Source organism: Amycolatopsis sp. NPDC023774, assembly GCF_040639695.1.
GTDB lineage: Bacteria > Actinomycetota > Actinomycetes > Mycobacteriales > Pseudonocardiaceae > Amycolatopsis.
On record NZ_JBFAAJ010000014.1, the window covers coordinates 53,491 to 75,786 of the forward strand.

The window sequence follows — 22,296 nt, forward strand, 5'->3', positions numbered from 1 at the left end:
ACCCTAGCTCTCCTCGTCCTCCCCGATCGTGAGGTTCCCCGAACGCGTCGCGGCCCTAGCCTGGAACCATGGCTGAACGTGTACTGCTGGTGACCGGAGCGTCGCGAGGGATCGGGGCGGCGACGGCAAGGCACGCTGTCACGGCGGGGTTCCGGGTGGCGCTGGTGGCCCGGAAAGCCGAGGCCGTGGCCCCGCTCGTGGCCGAGTTCGGCGAGGAAAACGCGCTGGCGCTGGGCGCCGACGTCACCGACTGGCCGCGTGTGTCGGGCGCGGTCGAGGCGACGCTGGCGCGGTTCGGGCGGCTGGACGCGGCTTTCGGGAATGCCGGGATCGGCATGGGCGTGTCGTTCTTCGGCGACGGCGGCGCGGAGCCCGAACAGTGGCGGGAACTGGTGCTGACGAACGTCTACGGCGCCGCGCTCACGGCGCGTGCCGTGCTGCCGGCGTTGGCGGACACGAGCGGTCATCTCGTGCTGACGGGTTCGGTCGCCGGGCGCTACCCGCGCAAGGGGAGCCTGTATTCGGCGACGAAGTGGGCGGTGAGCGGGCTGGCGGCGGGGATCCGGGAGGAGGCCGTGGGCACGGGAGTGCGGGTGACGCTGGTACAGCCCGGCATCACCGACACCGACATCCTGACCGATGAGCAGCGGCGCAAGCCGAAGCTCGAGGCCGACGACGTCGCCCGCGCGGTGCTCTACGCGCTGGAGCAGCCGCCGACGGTCGACGTCAACGAGATCATGGTCCGCCCGACCGGGCAGGTTCTCTAACGCGCCAGCCGGGCGACGCGGCCGCCGGTGCCGGCGGCCCAGCAGGCGCCGAGGGTGGTGCAGTCGACGGTGTCGAAGCTGCCGGTGTCGAACCGGGTCCAGTGGTGACCGCCGTCGGGGCTGAGGTCGCTGCCGCCGGGGCCGACGGCGAGCACCGAGCCGCCGAGCCACGCCAGTCCGGAGCGGTAGCCCGCGGGATACTGCTCCGGGGTGCGCCAGGTGCCGCCGCGGTCGCCGCTGAGCGCGACAGCCGGCCCGGGCGCGGTGGGGTTCGCGAAGTCCCCGCCGATCGCGACGCCTTGCCACGGCGTGCGGAACGCGAGCGCGAACACTCCGGCGGACGCGCTGCTGGGCAGCGGGGTGCCGGCGACGGTCCAGTGGTGCCCGGCGTCGCCGGTGTGCAGCACGCGGGCGCGGGCGCCGCCGCCCGTCGCGAGCCACGCGTCGAACGGCCCGGAGGTGGCCACGCACTGGCCGCTCGCCGCGAAGCCCGCCTCGCCGGGCAGGGCGGGCGGGAACGCGCTGTCGGGGATCTGGCGCCAGGTGCGGCCGCCGTCCGCGGTGGCCTGCACGCGGAACTTCCCGGCGACGGGGTCGCTCATCGCGAGACCGCGCCAGGGGTCGAAGAAGGCGAGGCAGTCGTAGAACGCGCCCGGATCGGGGTTGGCGAACGTCAGGCGCCAGTGCCGGCCGGCGTCGTCGGTGCGGTAGACGCGCGAGTCCTCGCCGGGGCCGATGGAGAGCACCACGGCGTGGTCGGCGTCGAAGGCCTCGATGTCGCGGAACTCCAGCGCCTCCGTGCCGGGCGGCCCGGCTGGGCTCCAGGTGCGGCCGCCGTCGGTGGCGCGCAGCACGGTCCCCTGCGTGCCGCTGACCCACGCCACACGCCCGCTGACGGCCGAAAGGCCCCGGAACTGCGCCGTCACCCCGGTGGGGGTCAGCTGCCACGACGGGAGCCGCTGAGCCGCGCCCGCCACACCGCCGGTGACCAGCGGCAGCACCGCGCCCAGCAGAACCACCAACGCACGCACCACCCGCATGCGGCCGATCTTGCCGTACCCGGGTGGCGACTTTCGTCGGGAACACCGCAGGGGCCGCCGACCGCCCGCTCGCCCGAGTTGGTCCCGCAACGCCGGTCCCGCTGAGCCCGCCCCCACCGCTGGGGGCGCGACTCGGCACCGTCGACTGGCTGGACTGTGTCGCCGACTGGCTGGACTGTGTCGCCGACTGGCTGGACTGTGTCGGCCGAAAATGCCGGAGGGCCGCCCCGTGGTGCGGGGCGGCCCTCCGGTGAGCGGAGCCGGCTACAGCGAGCTGATCAGGCGTTCCACCCGCTCGTCCACCGAGCGGAACGGGTCCTTGCACAGCACGGTGCGCTGGGCCTGGTCGTTGAGCTTGAGGTGGACCCAGTCGACGGTGAAGTCGCGGCCCGCGGCCTGGGCGGCGGCGATGAAGTCGCCGCGCAGCTTGGCGCGGGTGGTCTGGGGTGGCGTGTCCTTGGCGGCTTCGATCTCGCCGTCGTCGGTCACGCGCTTGACCAGGCCCTTGCGCTGCAGCAGGTCGAAGATGCCCCGGCCGCGGCGGATGTCGTGGTAGGCGAGGTCGAGCTGGGCGATGCGGGGGCTGGACAGGTCCAGGTCGTGCTTCGCGCGGTAGCGCTCGACCAGGCGGTGCTTGATGGCCCAGTCGATCTCGGTGTCGATCTTCGCGAAGTCCTGCTGCTCAACGGCCTCCAGCGCACGGCCCCACAGCTCGACCACGCGCTCGTTGGCCGGGGTGGAGCCGTTTTCCTTGAGGTGCTGAAGGGCGCGGGCGTGGTACTCGCGCTGGATGTCGAGCGCCGAGGCCTCACGGCCGCCGGCGAGGCGGACCTGGCGGCGGCCGGTGAGGTCGTGGCTGATCTCGCGGATGGCGCGGATGGGGTTGTCGAGGGTGAAGTCGCGGAACTGAACGCCGGCCTCGATCATCTCGAGCACCAGGTTCGCCGACCCGATCTTGAGCATCGTGGTGGGCTCGGCCATGTTCGAGTCGCCCACGATCACGTGCAGGCGCCGATAGCGCTCGGCGTCGGCGTGGGGCTCGTCGCGGGTGTTGATGATGGGCCGCGAGCGCGTGGTGGCGCTGGAGACCCCCTCCCAGATGTGCTCCGCACGCTGCGAGAGGCAGTACACGGCGCCGCGCGGGGTCTGCAGGACCTTGCCCGCGCCGCAGATGAGCTGGCGGGTGACGAGGAAGGGCAGCAGCACGTCCGCGATGCGGGAGAACTCGCCTGCACGCGTCACGAGGTAGTTCTCGTGACAACCGTAGGAGTTGCCCGCGGAGTCGGTGTTGTTCTTGAACAGGAAGATGTCGCCGCCGATGCCCTCGTCGGCCAGCCGGCGCTCGGCGTCGACCAGCAGGTCCTCGAGGATCCGCTCACCGGCCTTGTCGTGCGTGACTAGCTGCGTGAGGTCGTCGCACTCGGCCGTCGCGTACTCGGGGTGCGAGCCCACGTCGAGGTAGAGCCGGGAGCCGTTGGAGAGGAAAACGTTCGACGAGCGTCCCCAGGACACGACCCGCCGGAAGAGATACCGCGCGACCTCGTCGGGCGAGAGCCTGCGCTGACCGTGGAAGGTGCACGTGACCCCGAACTCGGTCTCGATGCCAAAGATCCGCCGCTGCATCCCACCAGAGTAGGCGCTGCACCCCCTTGAGCGGTGCGCCGTTCGGGCGGCGACACGCGGTCGGTACGTTGCGTGGGGTGAGAAATCGTGCCAATCCGGCGACGGAGCGGCGCGACCCAGGCCCGGACGAAGAAGAGGTCAGCGACGGTGTTGTACCAGCTCAGCCGCCCGTTCCGGAAGGTCGGGCGCACCGATCGGGCCCTGATCGGCCGCAGTGCGGCCCTGCCGAGGACCGGCGCCGACGATGTTCTCGGCTGGCTTTCGAAATCCGCCAACAAATCGCGCCTGTGGTGGGTCGTGGCCGCCGCACTGGCTGCCCGCACGGGTGCAACGCGCCGGGGAGCGCTGCGCGGGATGGCCGCCATCGCCGGGGCGAGTGCGGCCGCGAACCTGCTCGGCAAGCCGCTGTTCCCCCGCCGGCGCCCGGCCGAGGACGAGGTGCCCGAACACCGACGGCTGCGCAAGCGGCCCACGTCGTCCTCGTTCCCCTCCGGTCACGCGGCCTCGGCCGCCGCGTTCGCCACGGCGGTCGCGATGGAGTCACCGAAGACCGGGCTCGTCGTCGCGCCCCTGGCCGGCGCCGTGGCGTACTCGCGGGTCCACACCGGCGTGCACTGGCCCAGCGACGTCGGCGCCGGGATCGTGATCGGCATCGGCGCCGCCGCGCTGACCCGGCACTGGTGGCCGCTGCACCCCGACGTGCCCGCCCGCACCGCGCACCCGGCCGAAGCGCCGGAGATGCGTGACGGCGAGGACATGCTGGCGCTGGTCAACCCGCACTCCGGCGTCGACGGCCAGGACCCGACCGAGGACGTCCGCTACGCCTGGCCCAAGGCGACGCTCCTCTACCCCGACCCGCACCAGGACCTGCGCGAACAGCTCGGCGTCGAGATCGACGCCCGCGGCGGCTCCGTGCGCGCCCTGGGCGTGGCGGGTGGCGACGGAACGGTCGCCGCGGTCGCGTCCGTGGCCGCCGAACGCGGCCTGCCTCTCGCCCTCATCCCGGCGGGCACGCTCAACCACTTCGCGCGTGACGTCGGCGTGCGGTCGATGCCCGACGCCGACGCCGCCACCGAGGCCGGCAACGCCGTCGGCATCGACCTGGGCGAGGTCGAGATCCACGGCGCGGGCGAGCCCGAGCACCGCTGGTTCGTGAACACCGCGAGCCTCGGCGGCTACCCCGAGATGGTCCGGCTGCGGGAGAAACTGCAGCAGAAGCACCCGAAATGGCCCTCGGCCGCGCTCGCGCTCGCCCGCGTGCTGCGCCGCGCGAAACCGCTGCCGATCCTGCTCAACGGCGAGCCCGCCGAAGTCTGGCTGATCTTCGTCGGCAACGGCACCTACTCCCCCAAGGGCTTCGCCCCGTCGCGGCGCCCGGCGCTGGACACCGGCCTGCTCGACGTGCGCTACCTGCGCGCCGACCTGCCCTACTCCCGCGCCCGATTCCTGCTCGCGATGGTGACCAACAGCCTCAACGCCAGCCACGTCTACCAGCAGCTCGACCTGCCGGAGCTGCGCGTGAAGCTACTCGGCGGCAACCGCCGCGTGGCCACAGACGGCGAGGTCGGGCCCCTCGGCAACGAGTTCACCTTCCGCGCCCGCCCCAGCGCCCTGACGATCTACCGCAACCCCGAAAACCGGGCTTGACCTGCGCTTTACCCGCTCACAGCGAATCCACAGCGCCTCGTCCCTAGCGTGATCACGTCAGATGCGGGCGACCCTGCCCGCGTCCGTTCACGGCAGGGACTCCTTGTGCCTTTTTTCTCATGCGGTGCCACACGCCCGATTCGCCCGGCGGAGCGGCCGTGATGCCACAGGCCGCCGTCGACCCGGTGCTGCCGCCCGACATCACGGAGCAAGCACGAGACCTCGGCCCGCTCGAGTCCCCGGCGATCTGGCTCACCGCCGCCGGCGCGGCCGTCGCCCTGCTCGCCGTGACCATCGCCCTCGGGCACCACCGGCGCGCCCGCCGCTGGGGAACCGGCGGAGCGGTGGGGCTCTTCCTCCTCGCCGCCGTGACCGCCGTGAACAGCTACGTCGGCTACGTCCGCACCCCCGACGACCTCGGCCGGCTTCTCGAACGCGGCTCCGGCGCGGCCGACGCCGTGGGCATGCTGCTCGACGACGGCGCCGACGAACCCGACGCACCGGCAAACACGACCTCCACCGCGCCGCACCGTCCCGCGGTGCTGAGCGGCGGGCAACGCGTCGACATACTCAGCCTGCCCGACCCCGCCGACGCCGTGCCCTCGGGCGAGAACTACGTGATCCTCCCACCCGGCTACGACGCCCCCGCCAACGCGGGCCACCGCTACCCGGTCGTCTACCTGATCCACGGCTACCCCTACGGCGGTCCGCGCGACTGGCTCACCTCCGGCGCCGCACCCGACGCCCTGCGCAACCTCGAAGCCGACCACGTCATCGCCCCCATGATCGTGGTCAGCGTCGACCTCACCGCGGGTGCGCCCAGCAAGGACTGGGAAGGCCTCGACGTCCCCGGCGGGCCGCAGCTGGAGACTTACCTCGCGAAAACCGTCGTCGCCGGCGTCGACCACCACTACCGGACCCTCGCCGACCGCCGCCACCGCGCGCTCGGCGGCATGTCCGGCGGCGGGTTCGCCGCGCTCAACACCGGCCTGCACCACCTCGACGAGTTCGCCACCCTCGTCATCGCCCTGCCCTACGACGACCTCAACGACTCCATCGGCATCCTCGACGGCCAACCCTCCGCCATCGCCGCGAACACACCGCGCCACTACCTGCCGACGATGACGTTCACCGCACCGATCTCCGTGCTCCTCGCAGCCGGCACCGGCGCCCCCACCGACGTCGCCACGGCCCACCGCATCGCCGACGCGCTGCACCGCCGTGGCCAGGAAGCCGTCGTCCACACCGAACACGGCTTCAACCACACCTGGCACACCGCTCGCGCGACCCTGCCCTACCTCCTGGCCTTCGCCGACCAGAACTTCCGCAGCCCCACGCCGGCATCCTGAAACCGGCCCCCAAACGCCGAGTGGGCCGCCCGGAAACCCGGACGGCCCACTCGCGCGACAACCTCACTCCTTGGCGGAGCCACCGTCCGAGTCACCCTCGGCCGGCTTCTCGGCCTCGTCCTTCGCCGGCGGCTCGGGCAGCAACGCGTCCAGCGCCGCCCCCGTCAGCCGGCGGAACGCCCGCCGCGGCCGCGCCCGGTCCAGCACCGCGACCTCGAGCTTGATCTGATCCGGCTCGGCGGCCGCACCGTTGTTGCCGTTCGACGACGACACGGTCGCCCGCAACCCCTCGATCGCCGTCGCCAGCGCCGTCGCCAGATCGTGCTCCGGGTCGACGGTGTCCTTCAGCTTCGTGCTGATCGGCTCGGTCTGCCCACCCATCACCACGAACGGCGACTCGTCGAAGATCGACCCGTCGTAGGTCAGCCGGTACAGCTGGTCCTCCGACTGGTTCGCCCCGACCTCGGCGACACACACCTCCACCTCGAACGGCTTCAGCTGCTCGGTGAAGATGCTGCCCAACGTCGCGGCATACGCGTTCGCCAGCGCCCGGGCACTCACGTCACGCCGGTCGTACTGGTAGCCCTTCAAGTCCGCGTGCCGGATCCCCGCCACCCGCAAGTTCTCGAACTCCGAGTACCGGCCCACCGCGGCGAACCCGATCCGGTCGTAGATCTCCGACACCTTGTGCAACGTCGCCGACGGGTTCTCCGCCACGAACAGCACCCCGCCGGAGTACTTCAGCACCACCACGCTCCGGCCGCGCGCGATGCCCTTGCGCGCCAGCTCGGAACGCTCCCGCATCAGCTGCTCGGGAGAGGCATACAACGGCATCGTCACGGTGTCGGCTCCACGTTCTCCGGTGTACCGGCGGTCGAAGGTTCAGCGTTCGGGAAAGTCACCGGCGATCAGCTCGGCCGGTGGTGCGTGCGCTCGGCGCGGCCGGCCACCACGGCCTCCGCCACCGCCGCCGTCTGCTCGGACGGCAACTGCACCGCACCGGTCTCGGCGGTGATCGTCACGACGCTCGGGAAGATGCGCCGCACCAGATCCGGCCCGCCACTCGCGGTGTCGTCGTCCGCCGCGTCGTACAACGCCTCCACGGCCGCCCGCACCGCGGCCTCGACATCCGCATCGGGGTCGTACAGCTTCTTCAGCGCCGACTTCGCGAACAACGAACCCGACCCGACACCCGCATACCCGGCGTTCTCCTCGTAGCGCCCACCGGCGGCGTCGTAGGAGATGATCCGGCCGGCGCGCTTCGCGTCCTCGGCCTCCAGGTCATAGCCCACGAACAGCGGCACCACGGCCAAACCCGCCATCGCCATGTCCAGGTTGGCCTTCACCATCCCGGCCAGCTTGTTCGTCTTGCCGTCCAGCGACAGCGACACACCCTCGATCTTCTCGTAGTGCGCCAGCTCCACCGCGTACAACCGGACCATCTCCACGGCCAGACCCGCGGTACCCGCGATCCCCACCGCCGAGTACTCGTCCGTGACGTGCACCTTCTCGATGTCCCGGCTCGCGATCAGGTTCCCCGACGTCGCCCGCCGGTCACCCGCGATCAGCACACCCCCGGCGAACGTCAGCGCCACGATCGTCGTCCCGTGCGGCACCGCCAGCTCTCCCGCCCCGGACGACGGCACCCGCCGCGCCGGCAACAGCTCAGGCGCCTGCGCCCGCACGAAATCCGCGAACGACGACGAAGCCGGCGAGAAGTACGAAGCAGGCAGGCCGGGTCCCGAAAAACCCGCCCGAGGGAAGGTGTTGTCCATACGTGCTCTTGGTTCCCATCTGTATCGGCTGAAGAAACAACGCTGAGGCCGCGTGCTGAAACCGCGCCATGGCGAACTCTGCCGCGCAGTATGTCGCTCCGCACGCCCACTTGCACGACACCGCGTGCAAAAGGCACGCCAACCGGTAGCCGCCCCCGGAAACCCGAGGGCGGCTACCGGCCGCGAACGACTACTCGCCGCCCTTCTGCACGTAGGCGCGAACGAAGTCCTCGGCGTTCTCCTCCAGCACGTCGTCGATCTCGTCGAGGATCGTGTCGACGTCCTCGCCAAGCTTCTCGCGCCGCTCCTGGCCCGCCGCTCCGGTGGCTTCCAACTCCTCGTCGGAGTCCCCACCGCCGTGCTTCTCGATCTTCTCCTGCGCCATATCGCCTCCCGGTGTGGCCGATGATTCCTAGCCTACCCAGCGGCCCCGACATTCGGGGCAACGCCGCGATCCCGATCCCCGGCACCGTGCCGGTTCGGACTAATCCGAACCAGTGATCGCCTCGACCAGCTCCTCGGCCGTCGCCGCCGCGTCCAGCAGCTTCCCCACGTGCGCCTTCGTGCCCCGCAGCGGCTCCAGCGTCGGGATCCGCACCAGCGACTCCTTGCCCACGTCGAAGATGACCGAATCCCACGACGCGGCCGCAATCGACGTCGCGTACTTCTCCAGCGCCCGCCCCCGGAAGTACGCCCTGGTGTCCGACGGCGGAGTCGTGATCGCCGCCTGGACCTCCTCCTCCGTGACCAGCCGCTTCATCGACCCACGCGTCACCAGCCGGTTGTACAGGCCCTTCGCCAGCCGCACGTCCGAGTACTGCAAATCCACCAGCCGCAACCGCGGCGCGCCCCACGCCAGCTGGTCCCGCTCCCGGTACCCCTCCAGCAGCCGCAGCTTCGCCGGCCAGTCCAACCGGTCCGCGCACTCCTGGGGATCCCGCGCCAGCGCGTCCAGCACCTCGCCCCAGACCCGCAGAACCTCCTTCGAAGCCTCGTCCGCACCCGTGCGCTCGAGGTTCGCCGCCGCGATCTCGTGGTACGCGAACTGCAGGTCCAGCCCCGAGAACTTCTTCCCGTTCGCCAGCTCGACCTTCGTCTTCAACGTCGGGTCGTGGCTGATCTTGTGCACGGCCCGCACCGGCTCGTCCAGCTTCAGCTCGTCGAACCGGATCCCCGACTCGATCAGGTCCAGGATCAGCGCCGTTGTGCCCACCTTCAGGTAGGTCGAGTACTCCGACAGGTTCGCGTCACCGATGATGACGTGCAACCGCCGGTACTTGTCCGCGTCCGCGTGCGGCTCGTCGCGCGTGTTGATGATCCCGCGCTTCAACGTCGTCTCCAGGCCGACCTCGACCTCGATGTAGTCCGACCGCTGCGACAGCTGGAAACCGGCCTCTTCGCTCTGCTGGCCGACCCCGACCCGCCCCGAACCCGTCACCACCTGCCTCGACACGAAGAACGGAGTCAACCCGGCGATGATCGCGGTGAACGGCGTCGACCGCGAACACAGGTAGTTCTCGTGCGTACCGTAACTCGCACCCTTGCCGTCCACGTTGTTCTTGTACAGCTGCAACGGCGGCTGACCGGGCACGGACGCCGCCTTCAGCGCCGCCTCCTCCATCACCCGCTCGCCGGCCTTGTCCCAGATCACCGCATCGCGCGCGTTCGTGACCTCGGGCGCCGAGTACTCCGGGTGCGCGTGGTCCACATACAGGCGGGCACCGTTCGTCAGGATGACGTTCGCGGCGCCCAGGTCCTCCACGTCCGGGTCGTGCCCGGGCCCACCGGGACCCGTCAAGTCGAACCCGCGCGCGTCGCGCAACGGCGACTCCACCTCGTAGTCCCACCGGGCCCGGCGAGCCCGCGGAATGTCAGCAGCCGCCGCGTAGGCGAGCACCACCTGGGTCGAGGTGAGCACCGGGTTCGCCGTGGCGTCCCCGGGCACGGCGATGCCGTACTCGACTTCGGTTCCCATGATCCGACGCATACCCACCACCCTACGGGGTGCGACCGTGCGACGATGCCCCCATGCCAGGCAGTGACGAACTCGTTGCCCTCTATGACCGCGCCGGCCACGTCGTCGGCCAGGCACCCCGCTCCCGCGTCCGCGCCGAAGGACTGTGGCACGCCGCCGGCGTGGTGCTCGTCCGTTCGGGCGACGGCGAATCCGTGTACGTCCACCTCCGCACCGCGGACAAGGACATCTTCCCGTCCACCTGGGACTGCTGGGCCGGCGGCGTCGTCGCCGCGGGCGAAACCCCCGCCGACTGCGCCCGCCGCGAGCTCGCCGAAGAACTCGGCGTCCACGGAGTGGAACCGCAACCCCTGTTCACCAAGATCTACGACCAGGGCACCGTCCACTGCCACAACTTCGCCTACGAAGTCCGCTGGGACGGCCCCATCCACCACCAGGCCGAAGAGATCGCCGAAGGCCGCTGGCTCCCCCTGACCGAACTGCGCGCCTGGGCCGACGACCCCGCAAGCCCCTTCATCCCCGACGGCCGCGAAGGCGTGCAGGAGTGGTTCCGCCGCTACGGCTGAGCGACCAGCTTCGCCACGACCTTCGGCAGCAACCGCTTCGCCGCGTCCGCGGCCCGCGCCGGCGTGCTCGCCACCACGCTCAACGCCGACACCAGCTCACCCTTGGCCAGCAGCACCGTGCACGTCGACCCTTCGCACCACGCCCGCTGCTGCGCAGCACCCGGCTGCGGCGGAATCGCGAGCACCTGACCGGCGCAGTCCGCCGCGGACACCACGTCCGCGCCCGACCCACCCGCGTACGCCGTGACCTCGTGCGTGATCCCCGATCCACTCGGATACACCCAGCTCGCCGACCGCCGCTCCCCCTGAGCCAACCCCGCCAAGCACCCCGACGCCTTGCCCGGCCCCGGCGCCACACCCTCCTCGGCAACGTCCTCATCGGACAGCAACGCGGCCGAAGCCGCCGCAGCGGCCAGGATCCGGGGATCGGGCGAGGGAGATGCGGGAGTGCTCGGCGGCGCGGCAGGCGGCGGAGTCACCGGCGCGAACGACGTCGCGTCGTTCACCGACGTCGGATCGTCGTAGTACGTCTCGAGGTCGTTGGGCCGGTTGCCGCACGCGGTCGTGAACCCTGCCAGCGCGACCGCCGCCACCGCGAGCACCTGCCGATGACGCACCTGCCGCCCCTCCGGAAAAATCCGAGAACCGCGGTCCACTCGCCGGGCCCGCGCTGCAGCGAGGGTAGTGCAGCCCCTCAGTCCCACCCGAGGTGGGACCGGTGCCGCCAGTACTCCTCCGGCGCCTCCGCGAGACCCGCGAGCTCGGCCACTTCGTCCGCGGTCAGCGAAACCCGCGTGGCGGCCAGGTTCGCCGCCAGCTGCGCCGTGCTCGACGGACCCACCAGCGCCGCCGAAACCCAGTCGTTCGCCAGCACCGCGGCCACCGCGACCGCGTCCGGACCCACGCCGTGCGCGGCAGCGATCCGGGTCAGCGGCGCGGGCGCCTCCACGACCAGGCGGCCGTTGGCCAGCGTCTCCTTCACCAGCACCCGTTTCCCCACCGCCCGCGCCTCCGCCAGCGCCCCGCCGACCGAGGGCTCCAGAACGTTCCAAGTGGACTGCACCGACGAGAACACCGGCCGCCCCGCCGCTTCCAGCTCGAACGCCCGCCGCACGGCGTCGGCCTGCGCCGGCCCGGACGTGGAGAACCCGACCTCGACGCCCTGGTCCGACAACCCCGAGAGGGCATCGATCAGCGCCGCGTCGGAGAACAGTGGACTGTCCACAGTGAGCGAATGCACCTGGTACAGGTCCACGTGCACACCCAGCAGCGCCCGCGTCTCGGCCCACTGCGCGGCGAACCGCGCCGCCGAGTGCTCCTTGACCTCGTGCACCGGCGCGTTGAGCCGCCACTCGCCGACGTAGCGGTAGCCCCACTTGCTCGACACCGTCACGTCGGTGTGCCCGGTCTCCGCGAGCCAGCTCGCGAGGAAGTCCTCGGCCAGCCCGTAGGAACGCGCGACGTCGACCCAGCGGACTCCCGCCGCGTAGGCCGCGTCGAGCACCTCGTGGGTCGCGGCGCGCATCGCCAGCACGTCCCGCGCCCCCGGCAGGTCCCGGCCGAGGTTGATGTACGCGGGCCGGCCGAGAGCGGCGAGCCCGACCGCGATGCGCTCCATTCGGTGTCCTTCTCTGTGCGGGTTTGAGATGGTGACGGGATTACGTTGCCAGACCACATGTTTTTTGACCATGGCCAGCTGTATAGTTCGTTATACAGTTTGTTTGTGCCGGAGGATGGCGAGCCATTGTCCGGAGTTCTGGGCTTGGCGGTGGAGCTTTTCGAGGCGTGCGGCGGGTGCCCGGACGTAGCCTTTGCCGAAGACAGGGGCGATCTGGCGGAGACTGGCGCCTTCCTCCCGGGCGGCAAGCAGGGCCCAGTCGGACGCGTCGGCACAGGCCGCGGAGGCGCGGCGCAGCTCCCCCAGCAGGTCGATGAGGTCGTTGGCGTTCAGCTCCCCCGCCTGGACGGCGGCCGCGGTCGTCTCCAGCCAGGTGAGGACGTCGGCTTCGGTGATCGGGGCGCGCGGGTGCGGAGTGTCGTCGGTGCTCACAGCCGGGAAGTATAGGTCGTTATACACCGGAGTTCGGTGACATGACCGAAAACCGCTGGCCTCGCGGCGTGGCGGACCGTTGACTCACCGGTGACGACAAGGAGGAGCATGGCCGGGAGGTTCGGTATCGGTGCGCGGTTCGTCGCGCTGGCAGTGGTGTGGGGCGCGAGTTTCCTGTTCATCAAGGTGGGCCTGCAGGGCCTCTCCCCCGCCCAGGTGGCGTTGGCACGAGTCGGCTTCGGCGCACTGGCGCTCGCCCTGGTGCTCGTGGGCCGGCGCCGGCCCCTCCCCCGTGACCCCGCGCTGTGGGGCCATCTCGCGGTGGTGTCGGTGCTGTTGTGCGCGGCACCATTCCTGTTGTTCTCCTGGGCCGAGCAGTACATCTCCTCAGGGCTGGCCAGCATCTTCAACGCGACGACCCCGTTGCTGACCATGGTGTTCGCCGCGGCGGCGCTGCCCGCGGAGCGCCTGACCGCGCCGCGCGTGACCGGACTGCTACTGGGGTTCGCGGGCGTGCTGACGCTCGTCGGCGTGTGGCAGGGCGTGGACCTGTCGCACGAGCTCACGGCTCAGCTGGCGTGCCTGGGTGCCACGACGTGCTACGGCGCGGCGTTCGTGTACCTGCGCCGGTTCGTATCCCCGAAGTGCGCCGATCCCGTGGTGGTGGCGTTCGGGCAGGTCGGCTTCGCGACAGTGCTGCTCTTGCTGCTGACGCCGGTGGTGGCGAGCCAGCCGATGCACCTCAGCCTCGCCGTGGTGTTCAGTATGCTCGCGCTCGGTGTATTGGGAACGGGCATCTCGTACGTGTGGAACACACGCGTAGTAGCGGCCTGGGGCGCCGCGCACGCGTCTTCGGTGACTTACCTCACACCCGTGGTGGGAGTGGTGCTCGGCGTCCTCGTGCTGCACGAGCCCGTGCACTGGAACGAACCCGCCGGCGCCATCCTCGTGGTGCTGGGAATCCTCGCCTCGCACGGGAAACTCGCGCCCCGTCGCCGTGCGGTGAAGGTCTGAGACGAAAGCGTGGGGCCACCGGCGAACCGGCGGCCCCACGCGTCGAATCGACTACAGGTACTGACCCGTGTTGGTGGCGGTGTCGATCGCCCGCCCCGAGTCCTGGTTCTTGCCGGTGACGAGCGTGCGGATGTAGACGATCCGCTCGCCCTTCTTGCCGGAGATCCGGGCCCAGTCGTCCGGGTTCGTGGTGTTCGGCAGGTCCTCGTTCTCCGCGAACTCGTCGACGATCGCGTCCAGCAGGTGCTGCACGCGCAAGCCGGGCTGCTGGGTCTCCAGCACCGACTTGATAGCCGACTTCTTCGCCCGGTCCACGATGTTCTGGATCATCGCGCCCGAGTTGAAGTCGCGGAAGTACAGGACTTCCTTGTCCCCGTTGGCGTAGGTCACCTCGAGGAACCGGTTTTCGTCGCTCTCCTCGTACATGCGCTCGACGGTGTGCTGGATCATCGCGTCGAACGTGGCCTTCTGGTCCCCGCCGAACTCCGCCAGGTCGTCGGCGTGGATCGGCAGGCCCTCGGCCAGGTACTTCGAGAAGATGTCCTTCGCGCCTTCGGCGTCCGGACGCTCGATCTTGATCTTCACGTCGAGCCGGCCCGGCCGCAGGATCGCCGGGTCGATCATGTCCTCACGGTTGGAGGCGCCGATGACGATGACGTTCTCCAGCCCTTCCACACCGTCGATCTCCGACAGCAGCTGCGGCACGATCGTGGTCTCCACGTCGGAGGACACGCCCGAGCCACGGGTGCGGAAGATGGAGTCCATCTCGTCGAAGAACACGATGACGGGAGTGCCCTCGGAGGCCTTCTCCCGAGCCCGCTGGAAGATCAGGCGGATGGACCGCTCGGTCTCGCCGACGAACTTGTTGAGCAGCTCGGGACCCTTGATGTTCAGGAAGTAGGACTTCCCGTCCGCCTTGTCGCCCCGTGCCTGCGCGACCTTCTTGGCCAGGGAGTTGGCCACCGCCTTGGCGATGAGCGTCTTCCCGCAGCCCGGAGGCCCGTAGAGCAGCACACCCTTCGGCGGCCGCAGCTGGTACTCCTGGTAGAGATCGGCGTGCAGGAACGGCAGCTCCACCGCGTCGCGGATCTGCTCGATCTGCCTGCTCAGGCCACCGATGTCCTCGTAGCGGACGTCGGGCACCTCCTCCAGCACCAGGTCCTCGACCTCGGCCTTCGGCACGCGCTCGTACGCGTACCCGACCTTCGAGTCCACGAGCAGCGAGTCGCCCGGCTTGAGCGGCTGCTCGGCCAGCGGTTCGGAGAGCAGGACAACCCGCTCTTCGTCCGCGTGCCCCACCACGAGGGCACGAAGAATGCCGCCCTCGTCCTCAGGTGCGAGCACCTCACGCAGTGCGCACACCTCACCGGTGCGCTCGAAATCGCCGCCTTCGACGACGGTGAGTGCCTCGTTGAGACGCAGCGCCTGACCACGACGCAGCGACGAGATCTCCACGGCCGGCGACACCGAGACCCGCATCTTGCGGCCCGCGGTGAAGACGTCCACCGTGTTGTCCTCGTACGAGGTGACGAAGACCCCGTAGCCGCTCGGCGGCTGGGCCAGCCTGTCGACCTCTTCGCGGAGGGCGAGCAGCTGACCACGCGCCTCGCGCAGGGTCTCGACCAGTTTCGTGTTGCGCTCGGTGAGCTGGCTCACCCGTTCGGACGCCTCGGCGAGGCGCTGTTCGAGAACTCGGTTCTGCCGCGGCGAATCGGTGAGTTTGCGACGCAAGAGCGCCACTTCCTCCTCGAGAAAACGGATCTGCCGGGCTTGTTGTTCCGCCGTCTGCCCAGCTCCGCCTGTTGCTGAAGGGTCGGCCTCCTCGCGCCGACCTCCGGGAAGGTCATGATGCATCGGGCACCTCCTCGGAGTGCTTTTCATTCCACGGTACCGGCGATCACCGACAAGAAAAGGCCTTTCCGCATCACAAGATCGGCGCGTCGCGATTTCCGCACCCGCTCAGCACGGTGGTCACGGATGCGCAAGCGGCCGATTCGGTGCCCGGACACCGAAGGCCGTCACGCCGTGTTCCACCAGGCGAAAGCGAGCACGGTGCAGGTACCCCGCGGACCCCGCCGCCAACCCTGGTTTCGCCGGATTCCGGCCTGAGCGCACGGATCCCGGGTGGCCTGGCTAGCATCCCCCGGGGTTCACCTCACCCGGTGGCCGGCTCGGCACGCGAAGGAACGCTAGGGGGCACCACACATGACCTACCCGCCGCAGCAGCCCGGTGGTCACGGCCAACAGGGCGGTGGCTACGGAGGCTACGGGCAGCAGCCGAACCCCTACGGACAGTCCCAGCAGGGCCCAGGTCAGCCCCAGTCCGGTCCCCAGCAGCAGCCCGGCCACCCCGGCGGCCAGCCCTACGGCGGGCAGCAGCCGGGCACCTGGCCCCCGCAGAGCGGGTACCCACAGTCCGGTCCGCAGCAGCAGCCTGGGCACCCGGCGCAGCAGCCCCCGCTCTGGGGGCAGCAAGATCCGTACTCCCCGCCGGCGCGGTTCGAGCAGCAAGATCCCTACCAGCAGCAGGGCGGGCCTCAGCAGTACGGGCAGCAAGATCCGTACCAGCAGGGCGGAACGCAGCAGTTCGGGCAGCCGGAGGGCTACCAGCAGGGTGGTTTCGGCGATCAGTACGGCCAACCGGGTGGTTATCAGTCCTTCGGCGGCTACACCGAGCAGCCTCCGAAGAAAAAGAAGACCGGCCTGATCGTCGGGATCGCCGTCGGCGTGGTGGTCGTGGTGGGTGCCGCGATCGGTCTCGTCATCGGGCTTTCGGGTGACGACCAGGACAAAACCGACACCGCGGCCCCACCGGCGCCCCCGGCCGTGACCAGTCAGGGTGGCGGCGTGCCGAACACCGTCCCGAGTCGGCCCCGCAGCACGACCCCCTCCACCGGCTCGTCGGGCGGCACCGACGCGCCGGCGCCGGGTGGCACGCAGAGCGCGCAGGAGCTGTTCCAGGCCGCCGCGGCGGACTTCAGCAGCGGCGACGGCTCGGCGCTGGCCGGCCTGGCGTGCCGCAGCCTCTACAACGGTGGCGCCGTGGACATCCCGAAGACCGACGTCCAGCTCACGGGCGCCGCACAGGAGAACGGCGACACTGCCTCCGTGCGGTACAAGGCCACCCAGGGTGCGAAAACGGCCAACGGGACGATGACCTCGAAGCGCGAGGCCGGCGTCTGGTGCCTGGTCGACGCCCAGGCGGACAAGCAGTGAGACCCCGGCGGTGAGTGGCAGACTCACCGCCGGGCTCGTCGTGCTCGGCGCTCTCGTGGCCGGCGCGGTGCTCGGTCTGGTCCTGGTCGCACCGGCCGGGCCCTCAGCGCCACCGCCTGCCACGTCATCGCCGCTTGCGAGCGTCCCCGCGTTTTCCTCGCCCGCGAGCGACGCGGACGTCGCCGCCACGAACGTGCTCGCCAACGCCATCGTCGTGGCCATCAAGCGTGGCGACGCCACGGAGTTCGGCCGGCTCACGTGCCGACCGCAGACTTCCCAGGCGCTGGCCGAACTGCAGTTTCGGTGGGACGCGGCAGGCCCGCTGACCGTGACCCTTGCCGGGCCGCCGAACGTGGCCGGGGACTCGGCCGCCGTCACCGTGCACGTGGAAGGGGCTGGCGGGCGCAAGGACACGCCGTTCCCGATGCACCGGGAAAACGGCCGGTGGTGTGTGCCGGGCTAGCTGTGACGTCCGGCTAGCCCTGGCTGCTCAGCCCTTGCCCTTGGCCGGCCGGCGCGACACGCGCGGGGACACCGTGCCGTCGGCGAGCCGGCGCGCGGTGAGCAGGAACGCCGTGTGCGCCACCATCCGGTGATCCGGCCGCACCGCCAGGCCGACGACGTGCCACGGGCGCATCAGCGTCTCCCACGACTCCGGTTCGGTCCAGCACTGCTGTTCCCGCAACGACTCCGTCACGCGCGAAAGCTGCGTGACAGTCGCCACATACACCGTGAGCACGCCGCCGGGCACGAGGTGCGCGGCGACGTTCGGCAGCTGGTCCCACGGGGCCAGCATGTCGAGGACGACCCGGTCGACCTCACCGGTGTGCGTGGCCAGGTCGGCGACGGTGAGCGTCCAGTTGTCCGGCTTCTCGCCGAAGAACTTCACGACGTTGCGCTCGGCGTGCTCCGCGTGGTCGTCGCGGATCTCGTACGAAGACACGTGCCCGGCCGGGCCGACGGCGCGCAGCAGCGAGAGCGTCAGCGCGCCCGAGCCGGCGCCGGCTTCGAGCACGCGCGCGCCCGGGAAGATGTCGCCCCACATCACGATCTGCGACGCGTCCTTGGGGTAGATCACCTGGGCTCCGCGCGGCATGGAGAGCACGTAGTCCGGAAGCAGGGGGCGCAGCGCGAGGTAGTTGCTGCCGCCGGCCGAGGTGACCACGGAGCCCTCGGGGAGCCCGATGAGCTCGTCGTGCGCGAGCGCGCCGCGGTGGGTGTGGTACTCCCCGCCCTCGGCGAGTGTGAGGGTGTAGTGCCGGCCCTTCGAGTCCGTCAACTGAACCCGGTCTCCTGCGCGAAACGGTCCGCTGACCGACAACTTCGTCCTCCACCTCACATGCGAAACGCTGGCGTCAGATCCTCGCAGGTGGTCCGCGCCGGTCGCCGGTCGGGTGCACTCTCAGTGAGCGTGGCGGCCGCGCACGAGCGCGGCCCGGAGGTCTTCGCGGCGCAGCACGCCGGCGGGACGGCCCTCGTCGTCGACCACGAGGAACTGCCAAGCGGGGGTTTCGCGCACGCGTTCGGCGATCTCCTCCCCCGGCTCCGAGGCCAGCAGCACCGTCTCGGCGCGGATCGGCTCCGCCGCGAGCTCCGCCGGGGCGTGCGGGTGGGTCCCGGCCAGCTGCTCGGCGGCCTGCTCGTCGAGCAGCCCCGCCGCGACCCCGTCGGCGCGCACGAGAACGACCCCGCGGCCGGCCGAGGCGGCGAGCGCGTCGGACACCGGGCTTTCCGCGGGCAGCTGCAGAACGGGGCGGACCAGCTCGGTCAGCTCGAGGCCGTCGGGCCAGCTGCGCCGCGCCTCGGCCGCGAGCTCTCCGCGGGCGCCCAGGATCACGAACCACGCCGTGACCACGCAGACGCCGAGCCGCAACCAGCGGTCCTCGCTCTGGGTCGCCAGGCCCCACAGCGCCCACACGATCAGGCCGGTCGCGACCACCGCACCCCCGGCCACGGCGGCGCGCGTGCCCTTGGCGCGCAGGCCCGTCGCGGCCCAGACGCCGGCCCGCACGAGGCGGCCGCCGTCCAGCGGCAGCCCGGGAAGCAGGTTGAACAGGCCCACCGCGAAATTCGCCACGGCGCACTCCGCGACCAGCAGCCACACGGCGCCGTCGGGCGGCACGGCGAGCATCAGCAAGGCGCAGAACCCGCCCAGCACCAGCGAGACCGCCGGCCCGGCCGCGGCCACCAGCCCCTCCTGCCCCGGCCGGCGCGGCGTACGCGCGACCTCGGACAGCCCGCCGAGCAGGAACAGCCGCAGCCGGCGCACGGGCATCCCCAACCGCAGCGCCACGAGGCAGTGCCCCAGCTCGTGCGCGAGCACCGACAGCCCCAGCAGCACCGCGAACGCGGCCGCCAGCAGCCACGACGTGGGCGTCGACACGTCCGGCAGCAACCGCCCCACCAGCGGCGCGTACAGCACCACGATGATCAACGACCCGATCCACCACGACGGCGCCAGCAGCACCGGCACCCCGGCCACCCGGAACAGCAGCAGCCCGCCGTCGCCGGGCGTGGCGCGCCGGGACGGCCCGGCACCGTGCTGTCGGGTCGCGGCCATGCGGGCAAGGGTAAAGGTCGCGGTGTGGGAAGCGGGTGATCTGTGTTGTTTGCCCCGGCTGTGTTGTCTGCCCCGGCTCCGCCGGGGCGGGCGAGATCGCCGTTGAGCCGGCTTCCGGATGGGGCGGTCGGGTCGGCCGGGGGCCGATCGCACCGCCCCATCCGGAAGCCGGCGCGATCTCGCTGGTGGGTTGCCCTCGGCGGGGTGAGTTGGGGGAAGGGCGCGGTTGGTCGGAGGGCCGGGTGAGGTGGGCTTGTCGTGGGGCGGGGGCAGGGCGGACTTGGTCACGACGCCGGGGCATGTCGGACTTGCTTGGGAGGTCGGGCGTGTCGGGCTCGGTAGCGAGGCAGAGGTAGCGGGCCCGGTCTCAAGACCGGTCGTGTCGGACTTGCCCGCGGCACCCAGTCGTGTCGGACTTGGTCGCGAGGCCGGGCGTGTCGGCTCAGTCGCGAGGCAGACGTAGCGGGCCAAGTCTCAAGACCGGTCGTGTCGCTCTTGCCCCGCGAGACTGGGTGTTTCGGACTTGCTCGCGACACCCAGGCGCGTCGGAGCTGGTCGCGCAAGGCCGGGCGTGTCGGCTCAGTCGCGACACCAAGCGCGACGGGATCGGTCGCGGGGCCGGGGATTCTCGGGCTTCGTTGCGAAACCGGGCGTGTCGGGCTTGCTCGCCCGGTGAGAGCTGTGCGGGCCGTGAACTCGGAACTGCCTCTGGCCACCCCGCGCAGCCGACCTGATCACTGCAAACCACTTCCACCGCGGCGACCACCCCGCGACCACCCCCTTCCCACCATGGTCACCCAGCAGAGACCCCGGGCAGCAAAATCGCGCCAATGTTTCGACCCGTGCGGTGCGATCGGCCCCGGCCGAGCCGATCGCCCAGGCGAAACACCGGCTTCGAGGCGATCTCGCACGCCTCGGTGGAGCCGAGGCAGACGACACAGTGGAGCCGAGGCAATCAGATCCTGTCGGTGCCCGGCGTTACGCTCTGGCCATGCCCGACACCGCTACGGTCACCACCCCGCCGGGATCCGGTGACGCGCCCGTCCGCAGGCGGCCGGCGCTGTCGCCGTCGCGTGCCAGCGATTTCAAACAGTGTCCGCTCCTCTACCGCTTCCGGGCGGTAGACCGGCTGCCCGAGGTGCCCACGAAGGCCCAGGTGCGCGGGACGCTCGTGCACGCCGTGCTGGAACGGCTGTTCGGCTTGCCCGCGGGTGAGCGCGTGGCGCCGCGGGCGAAGGACCTGTTGGCGCCCACGTGGGCGGAGCTGTCGGCCGCGAGTCCGGAGTGGACCGAGCTGTTCACGGACGCCGAGGCCGGCGAAACCGACAAGTGGCTGGCCTCGGCGGAGAAGCTGCTCGACGCGTACTTCGAGCTGGAGGACCCGCGCCGGCTGGAGCCGGAGGCGTGTGAGCTGCACGTGGAGATCGAGCTGGGCTCGGGGGTGCTGCTGCGCGGGTACATCGACCGCGTGGACGTGGCGCCCACGGGCGAGATCCGCGTGGTGGACTACAAGACCGGGGCCGCGCCGCGTGAGATCGGCGAGGCCAAGGCGATGTTCCAGATGAAGTTCTACGCCGTGGTCCTGTGGCGGCTGCGCGGCGTCGTGCCGCGGCAGCTGAAGCTCATGTACCTCACCGACGGCCAGTCGCTCGCCTACACGCCCGACGAGGCCGAGCTGGTCCGTTTCGAACGCACGCTGGAAGCCATCTGGCAGGCGATCCTCAAGGCGGGCAAGACCGGCGATTTCCGGCCCAACCCCGGCAAGCTCTGCTCGTGGTGCGACCACCAGGCGCACTGCCCCGAGTTCGGCGGCACCCCGCCGGAATACCCCGGCTGGCCGGAACCCGACGCGGGCGAAGAGACCGCACTGGACCGGGCCGACTGATGGCCGACGCGTTCTACGTCCCCCTCGGCGGAGAGCGGTACGCCGCGACCGAGCACACCAGCGGCCCCTGGGCGCCGGGCGCGCAGCATTTCGGGCCACCGTCGGCGTTGCTCGCGCGCGGGCTGGAACGGCTCGAAGCGCCGCACCCGGCGCTGATCGCGCGCGTCACCATCGAGATCCTCGGACCCGCGCCGGTCGCGGAGCTGAACCAGCGGTCGTGGATCGAGCGGCCGGGCCGATCGGTCGAGCTGCTGCAGTCGGAGCTGTCCGCGGGCGGCAGGCTGATCGCGCGAGCCAGCGCGTGGCGCATCGCGACCACCGACACCACGAGCGTCGCGACCGACGCCGGTCCCCTGCTGCCCTCGGCGGAGGCGGGCACGGAGACGACGTTCCCCGCCGACTGGCGCGGCGGTTACCTCAACGCTGTCGAGTGGCGGGCCGTGCGTGGCAGCATCTCGGCGCCGGGCCCGGCCGCGGTGTGGGGCCGGCAACGGATCCCGCTGGTCGACGGCGAGGAGCCCACCGCGCTGCAGCGGCTGTTCGCGGTCGCGGACTCGGCCAACGGCGTGTCCCACTTCCTGCCCGCCGACGACTGGTGGTTCATCAACTCGGAGCTCACGGTCCACCTGCGCCGGGCGCCGGAGGGCGAGTGGATCGGACTCGACGCCGTGACCCTGGTCGGGCCGCACGGCGTCGGCACCGCCACGAGTACCGTGCACGACGGCTCAGGTCCGGTCGGCACCGGCGCGCAGGCTCTGCTCGTCCGGCCGCGACAGGCCGGGGGCGGATAACCGCGCGCCCACGCCCCGGATCCAATAACCTTCGCGGA

General features: G+C 71.1%; 21 protein-coding genes. 9 read left to right on the forward strand and 12 right to left on the reverse strand.

Annotated features, from left to right (window positions below):
• Window positions 1–68 precede the first annotated feature (68 nt).
• Window positions 69–767, forward strand: a complete 699-nt coding sequence (locus AB0F91_RS26440; RefSeq protein ID WP_360601524.1) for an SDR family oxidoreductase — start codon at window positions 69–71, stop codon at window positions 765–767.
• On the opposite strand, the gene AB0F91_RS26445 is transcribed toward AB0F91_RS26440, so the two are convergent.
• Window positions 764–1,807, reverse strand: a complete 1,044-nt coding sequence (locus AB0F91_RS26445) for an oxidoreductase (protein WP_360601526.1) — start codon at window positions 1,805–1,807, stop codon at window positions 764–766. The genes AB0F91_RS26440 and AB0F91_RS26445 overlap by 4 nt on opposite strands.
• A gap of 264 nt (window positions 1,808–2,071) precedes the next feature.
• A complete protein-coding gene (gene pafA, locus AB0F91_RS26450) occupies window positions 2,072–3,430 on the reverse strand; it encodes a Pup--protein ligase (protein ID WP_360601529.1) in 1,359 nt (452 codons plus the stop codon).
• A gap of 147 nt (window positions 3,431–3,577) precedes the next feature.
• On the opposite strand from pafA, the gene AB0F91_RS26455 reads away from it, so the two are divergent.
• Window positions 3,578–5,077, forward strand: coding sequence for a phosphatase PAP2 family protein (locus AB0F91_RS26455; RefSeq protein WP_360601531.1), 1,500 nt, complete (start codon window positions 3,578–3,580; stop codon window positions 5,075–5,077).
• A gap of 161 nt (window positions 5,078–5,238) precedes the next feature.
• On the forward strand, window positions 5,239–6,426 hold the full coding sequence (locus AB0F91_RS26460; protein WP_360601765.1) for an alpha/beta hydrolase-fold protein: 1,188 nt from the start codon (window positions 5,239–5,241) through the stop codon (window positions 6,424–6,426).
• A gap of 63 nt (window positions 6,427–6,489) precedes the next feature.
• On the opposite strand, the gene prcA is transcribed toward AB0F91_RS26460, so the two are convergent.
• The 4 genes from prcA to dop form a co-directional block, all read right to left on the reverse strand.
• On the reverse strand, window positions 6,490–7,266 hold the full coding sequence (gene prcA, locus AB0F91_RS26465) for a proteasome subunit alpha (protein ID WP_360601533.1): 777 nt from the start codon (window positions 7,264–7,266) through the stop codon (window positions 6,490–6,492).
• 68 nt (window positions 7,267–7,334) lie between these two features.
• Complete coding sequence (gene prcB, locus AB0F91_RS26470; RefSeq protein WP_360601535.1) at window positions 7,335–8,201, reverse strand: proteasome subunit beta; 867 nt, start codon at window positions 8,199–8,201, stop codon at window positions 7,335–7,337.
• Window positions 8,202–8,391: 190 nt separating this feature from the next.
• Window positions 8,392–8,586 carry a ubiquitin-like protein Pup gene (locus AB0F91_RS26475; RefSeq protein ID WP_360601537.1) on the reverse strand — a complete coding sequence of 65 codons (195 nt, stop codon included), beginning with the start codon at window positions 8,584–8,586 and terminating at the stop codon, window positions 8,392–8,394.
• A gap of 99 nt (window positions 8,587–8,685) precedes the next feature.
• On the reverse strand, window positions 8,686–10,188 hold the full coding sequence (gene dop, locus AB0F91_RS26480; protein WP_360601539.1) for a depupylase/deamidase Dop: 1,503 nt from the start codon (window positions 10,186–10,188) through the stop codon (window positions 8,686–8,688).
• Between the two features lie 41 nt (window positions 10,189–10,229).
• Here dop and AB0F91_RS26485 point away from each other — a divergent pair, with 41 nt between their 5' ends.
• Window positions 10,230–10,742 (forward strand): NUDIX domain-containing protein, encoded by a 513-nt coding sequence (locus tag AB0F91_RS26485; RefSeq protein WP_360601541.1) that lies wholly within the window; start codon window positions 10,230–10,232, stop codon window positions 10,740–10,742.
• Here AB0F91_RS26485 and AB0F91_RS26490 read toward each other — a convergent pair.
• The 3 genes from AB0F91_RS26490 to AB0F91_RS26500 all read right to left on the reverse strand — a co-directional run bounded on the left by AB0F91_RS26490 (window position 10,733) and on the right by AB0F91_RS26500 (window position 12,792).
• Entirely contained in the window at window positions 10,733–11,359 is a 627-nt protein-coding gene (locus AB0F91_RS26490) for a hypothetical protein (RefSeq protein WP_360601543.1), read from the reverse strand. The two genes, AB0F91_RS26485 and AB0F91_RS26490, sit on opposite strands and share 10 nt — an antisense overlap.
• Before the next feature lie 77 nt (window positions 11,360–11,436).
• Window positions 11,437–12,360 carry an aldo/keto reductase gene (locus AB0F91_RS26495; RefSeq protein WP_360601545.1) on the reverse strand — a complete coding sequence of 308 codons (924 nt, stop codon included), beginning with the start codon at window positions 12,358–12,360 and terminating at the stop codon, window positions 11,437–11,439.
• A 90-nt stretch (window positions 12,361–12,450) separates the two neighbouring features.
• Window positions 12,451–12,792: a hypothetical protein gene (locus tag AB0F91_RS26500; protein ID WP_360601547.1), complete on the reverse strand. Its 342-nt coding sequence runs from the start codon at window positions 12,790–12,792 to the stop codon at window positions 12,451–12,453.
• 108 nt (window positions 12,793–12,900) lie between these two features.
• Here AB0F91_RS26500 and AB0F91_RS26505 point away from each other — a divergent pair, with 108 nt between their 5' ends.
• Window positions 12,901–13,806: a DMT family transporter gene (locus AB0F91_RS26505; protein ID WP_360601549.1), complete on the forward strand. Its 906-nt coding sequence runs from the start codon at window positions 12,901–12,903 to the stop codon at window positions 13,804–13,806.
• A gap of 51 nt (window positions 13,807–13,857) precedes the next feature.
• Here the strand turns inward: AB0F91_RS26505 and arc are convergent, their stop codons facing one another.
• Window positions 13,858–15,660 (reverse strand): proteasome ATPase, encoded by a 1,803-nt coding sequence (arc, locus tag AB0F91_RS26510; protein ID WP_360601551.1) that lies wholly within the window; start codon window positions 15,658–15,660, stop codon window positions 13,858–13,860.
• Window positions 15,661–16,011: 351 nt separating this feature from the next.
• On the opposite strand from arc, the gene AB0F91_RS26515 reads away from it, so the two are divergent.
• The gene (locus tag AB0F91_RS26515; RefSeq protein WP_360601553.1) at window positions 16,012–17,022 is read left to right on the forward strand and encodes a hypothetical protein; all 1,011 of its coding nucleotides are present in this window, start codon (window positions 16,012–16,014) and stop codon (window positions 17,020–17,022) included.
• Between the two features lie 10 nt (window positions 17,023–17,032).
• Window positions 17,033–17,485 (forward strand): hypothetical protein, encoded by a 453-nt coding sequence (locus tag AB0F91_RS26520; RefSeq protein WP_360601555.1) that lies wholly within the window; start codon window positions 17,033–17,035, stop codon window positions 17,483–17,485.
• Between the two features lie 27 nt (window positions 17,486–17,512).
• Here the strand turns inward: AB0F91_RS26520 and AB0F91_RS26525 are convergent, their stop codons facing one another.
• Both AB0F91_RS26525 and AB0F91_RS26530 read right to left on the reverse strand, forming a co-directional pair.
• Window positions 17,513–18,343, reverse strand: coding sequence for a tRNA (adenine-N1)-methyltransferase (locus tag AB0F91_RS26525; protein WP_360601557.1), 831 nt, complete (start codon window positions 18,341–18,343; stop codon window positions 17,513–17,515).
• 81 nt (window positions 18,344–18,424) lie between these two features.
• Window positions 18,425–19,582 (reverse strand): M50 family metallopeptidase, encoded by a 1,158-nt coding sequence (locus tag AB0F91_RS26530; protein WP_360601559.1) that lies wholly within the window; start codon window positions 19,580–19,582, stop codon window positions 18,425–18,427.
• Window positions 19,583–20,573: 991 nt separating this feature from the next.
• Here AB0F91_RS26530 and AB0F91_RS26535 point away from each other — a divergent pair.
• Both AB0F91_RS26535 and AB0F91_RS26540 read left to right on the forward strand, forming a co-directional pair.
• Entirely contained in the window at window positions 20,574–21,467 is an 894-nt protein-coding gene (locus tag AB0F91_RS26535; protein ID WP_360601561.1) for a RecB family exonuclease, read from the forward strand.
• Window positions 21,467–22,258 (forward strand): thioesterase family protein, encoded by a 792-nt coding sequence (locus tag AB0F91_RS26540; protein WP_360601563.1) that lies wholly within the window; start codon window positions 21,467–21,469, stop codon window positions 22,256–22,258. The genes AB0F91_RS26535 and AB0F91_RS26540 overlap by 1 nt, the downstream gene beginning before the upstream one ends.
• The last annotated feature ends 38 nt before the right edge of the window (window positions 22,259–22,296 follow it).

Coding starts and splice junctions, on each gene's coding strand:
- AB0F91_RS26440 (WP_360601524.1), top strand. CDS start 69: ATGGCTGAACGTGTACTGCTGGTGACCGGAGCGTCGCGAGGGATCGGG.
- AB0F91_RS26445 (WP_360601526.1), bottom strand. CDS start 1,807: ATGCGGGTGGTGCGTGCGTTGGTGGTTCTGCTGGGCGCGGTGCTGCCG.
- pafA (WP_360601529.1), bottom strand. CDS start 3,430: ATGCAGCGGCGGATCTTTGGCATCGAGACCGAGTTCGGGGTCACGTGC.
- AB0F91_RS26460 (WP_360601765.1), top strand. CDS start 5,239: ATGCCACAGGCCGCCGTCGACCCGGTGCTGCCGCCCGACATCACGGAG.
- prcB (WP_360601535.1), bottom strand. CDS start 8,201: ATGGACAACACCTTCCCTCGGGCGGGTTTTTCGGGACCCGGCCTGCCT.
- AB0F91_RS26475 (WP_360601537.1), bottom strand. CDS start 8,586: ATGGCGCAGGAGAAGATCGAGAAGCACGGCGGTGGGGACTCCGACGAG.
- dop (WP_360601539.1), bottom strand. CDS start 10,188: ATGCGTCGGATCATGGGAACCGAAGTCGAGTACGGCATCGCCGTGCCC.
- AB0F91_RS26485 (WP_360601541.1), top strand. CDS start 10,230: ATGCCAGGCAGTGACGAACTCGTTGCCCTCTATGACCGCGCCGGCCAC.
- AB0F91_RS26495 (WP_360601545.1), bottom strand. CDS start 12,360: ATGGAGCGCATCGCGGTCGGGCTCGCCGCTCTCGGCCGGCCCGCGTAC.
- AB0F91_RS26505 (WP_360601549.1), top strand. CDS start 12,901: ATGGCCGGGAGGTTCGGTATCGGTGCGCGGTTCGTCGCGCTGGCAGTG.
- arc (WP_360601551.1), bottom strand. CDS start 15,660: ATGCATCATGACCTTCCCGGAGGTCGGCGCGAGGAGGCCGACCCTTCA.
- AB0F91_RS26515 (WP_360601553.1), top strand. CDS start 16,012: ATGACCTACCCGCCGCAGCAGCCCGGTGGTCACGGCCAACAGGGCGGT.
- AB0F91_RS26530 (WP_360601559.1), bottom strand. CDS start 19,582: ATGGCCGCGACCCGACAGCACGGTGCCGGGCCGTCCCGGCGCGCCACG.
- AB0F91_RS26535 (WP_360601561.1), top strand. CDS start 20,574: ATGCCCGACACCGCTACGGTCACCACCCCGCCGGGATCCGGTGACGCG.
- AB0F91_RS26540 (WP_360601563.1), top strand. CDS start 21,467: ATGGCCGACGCGTTCTACGTCCCCCTCGGCGGAGAGCGGTACGCCGCG.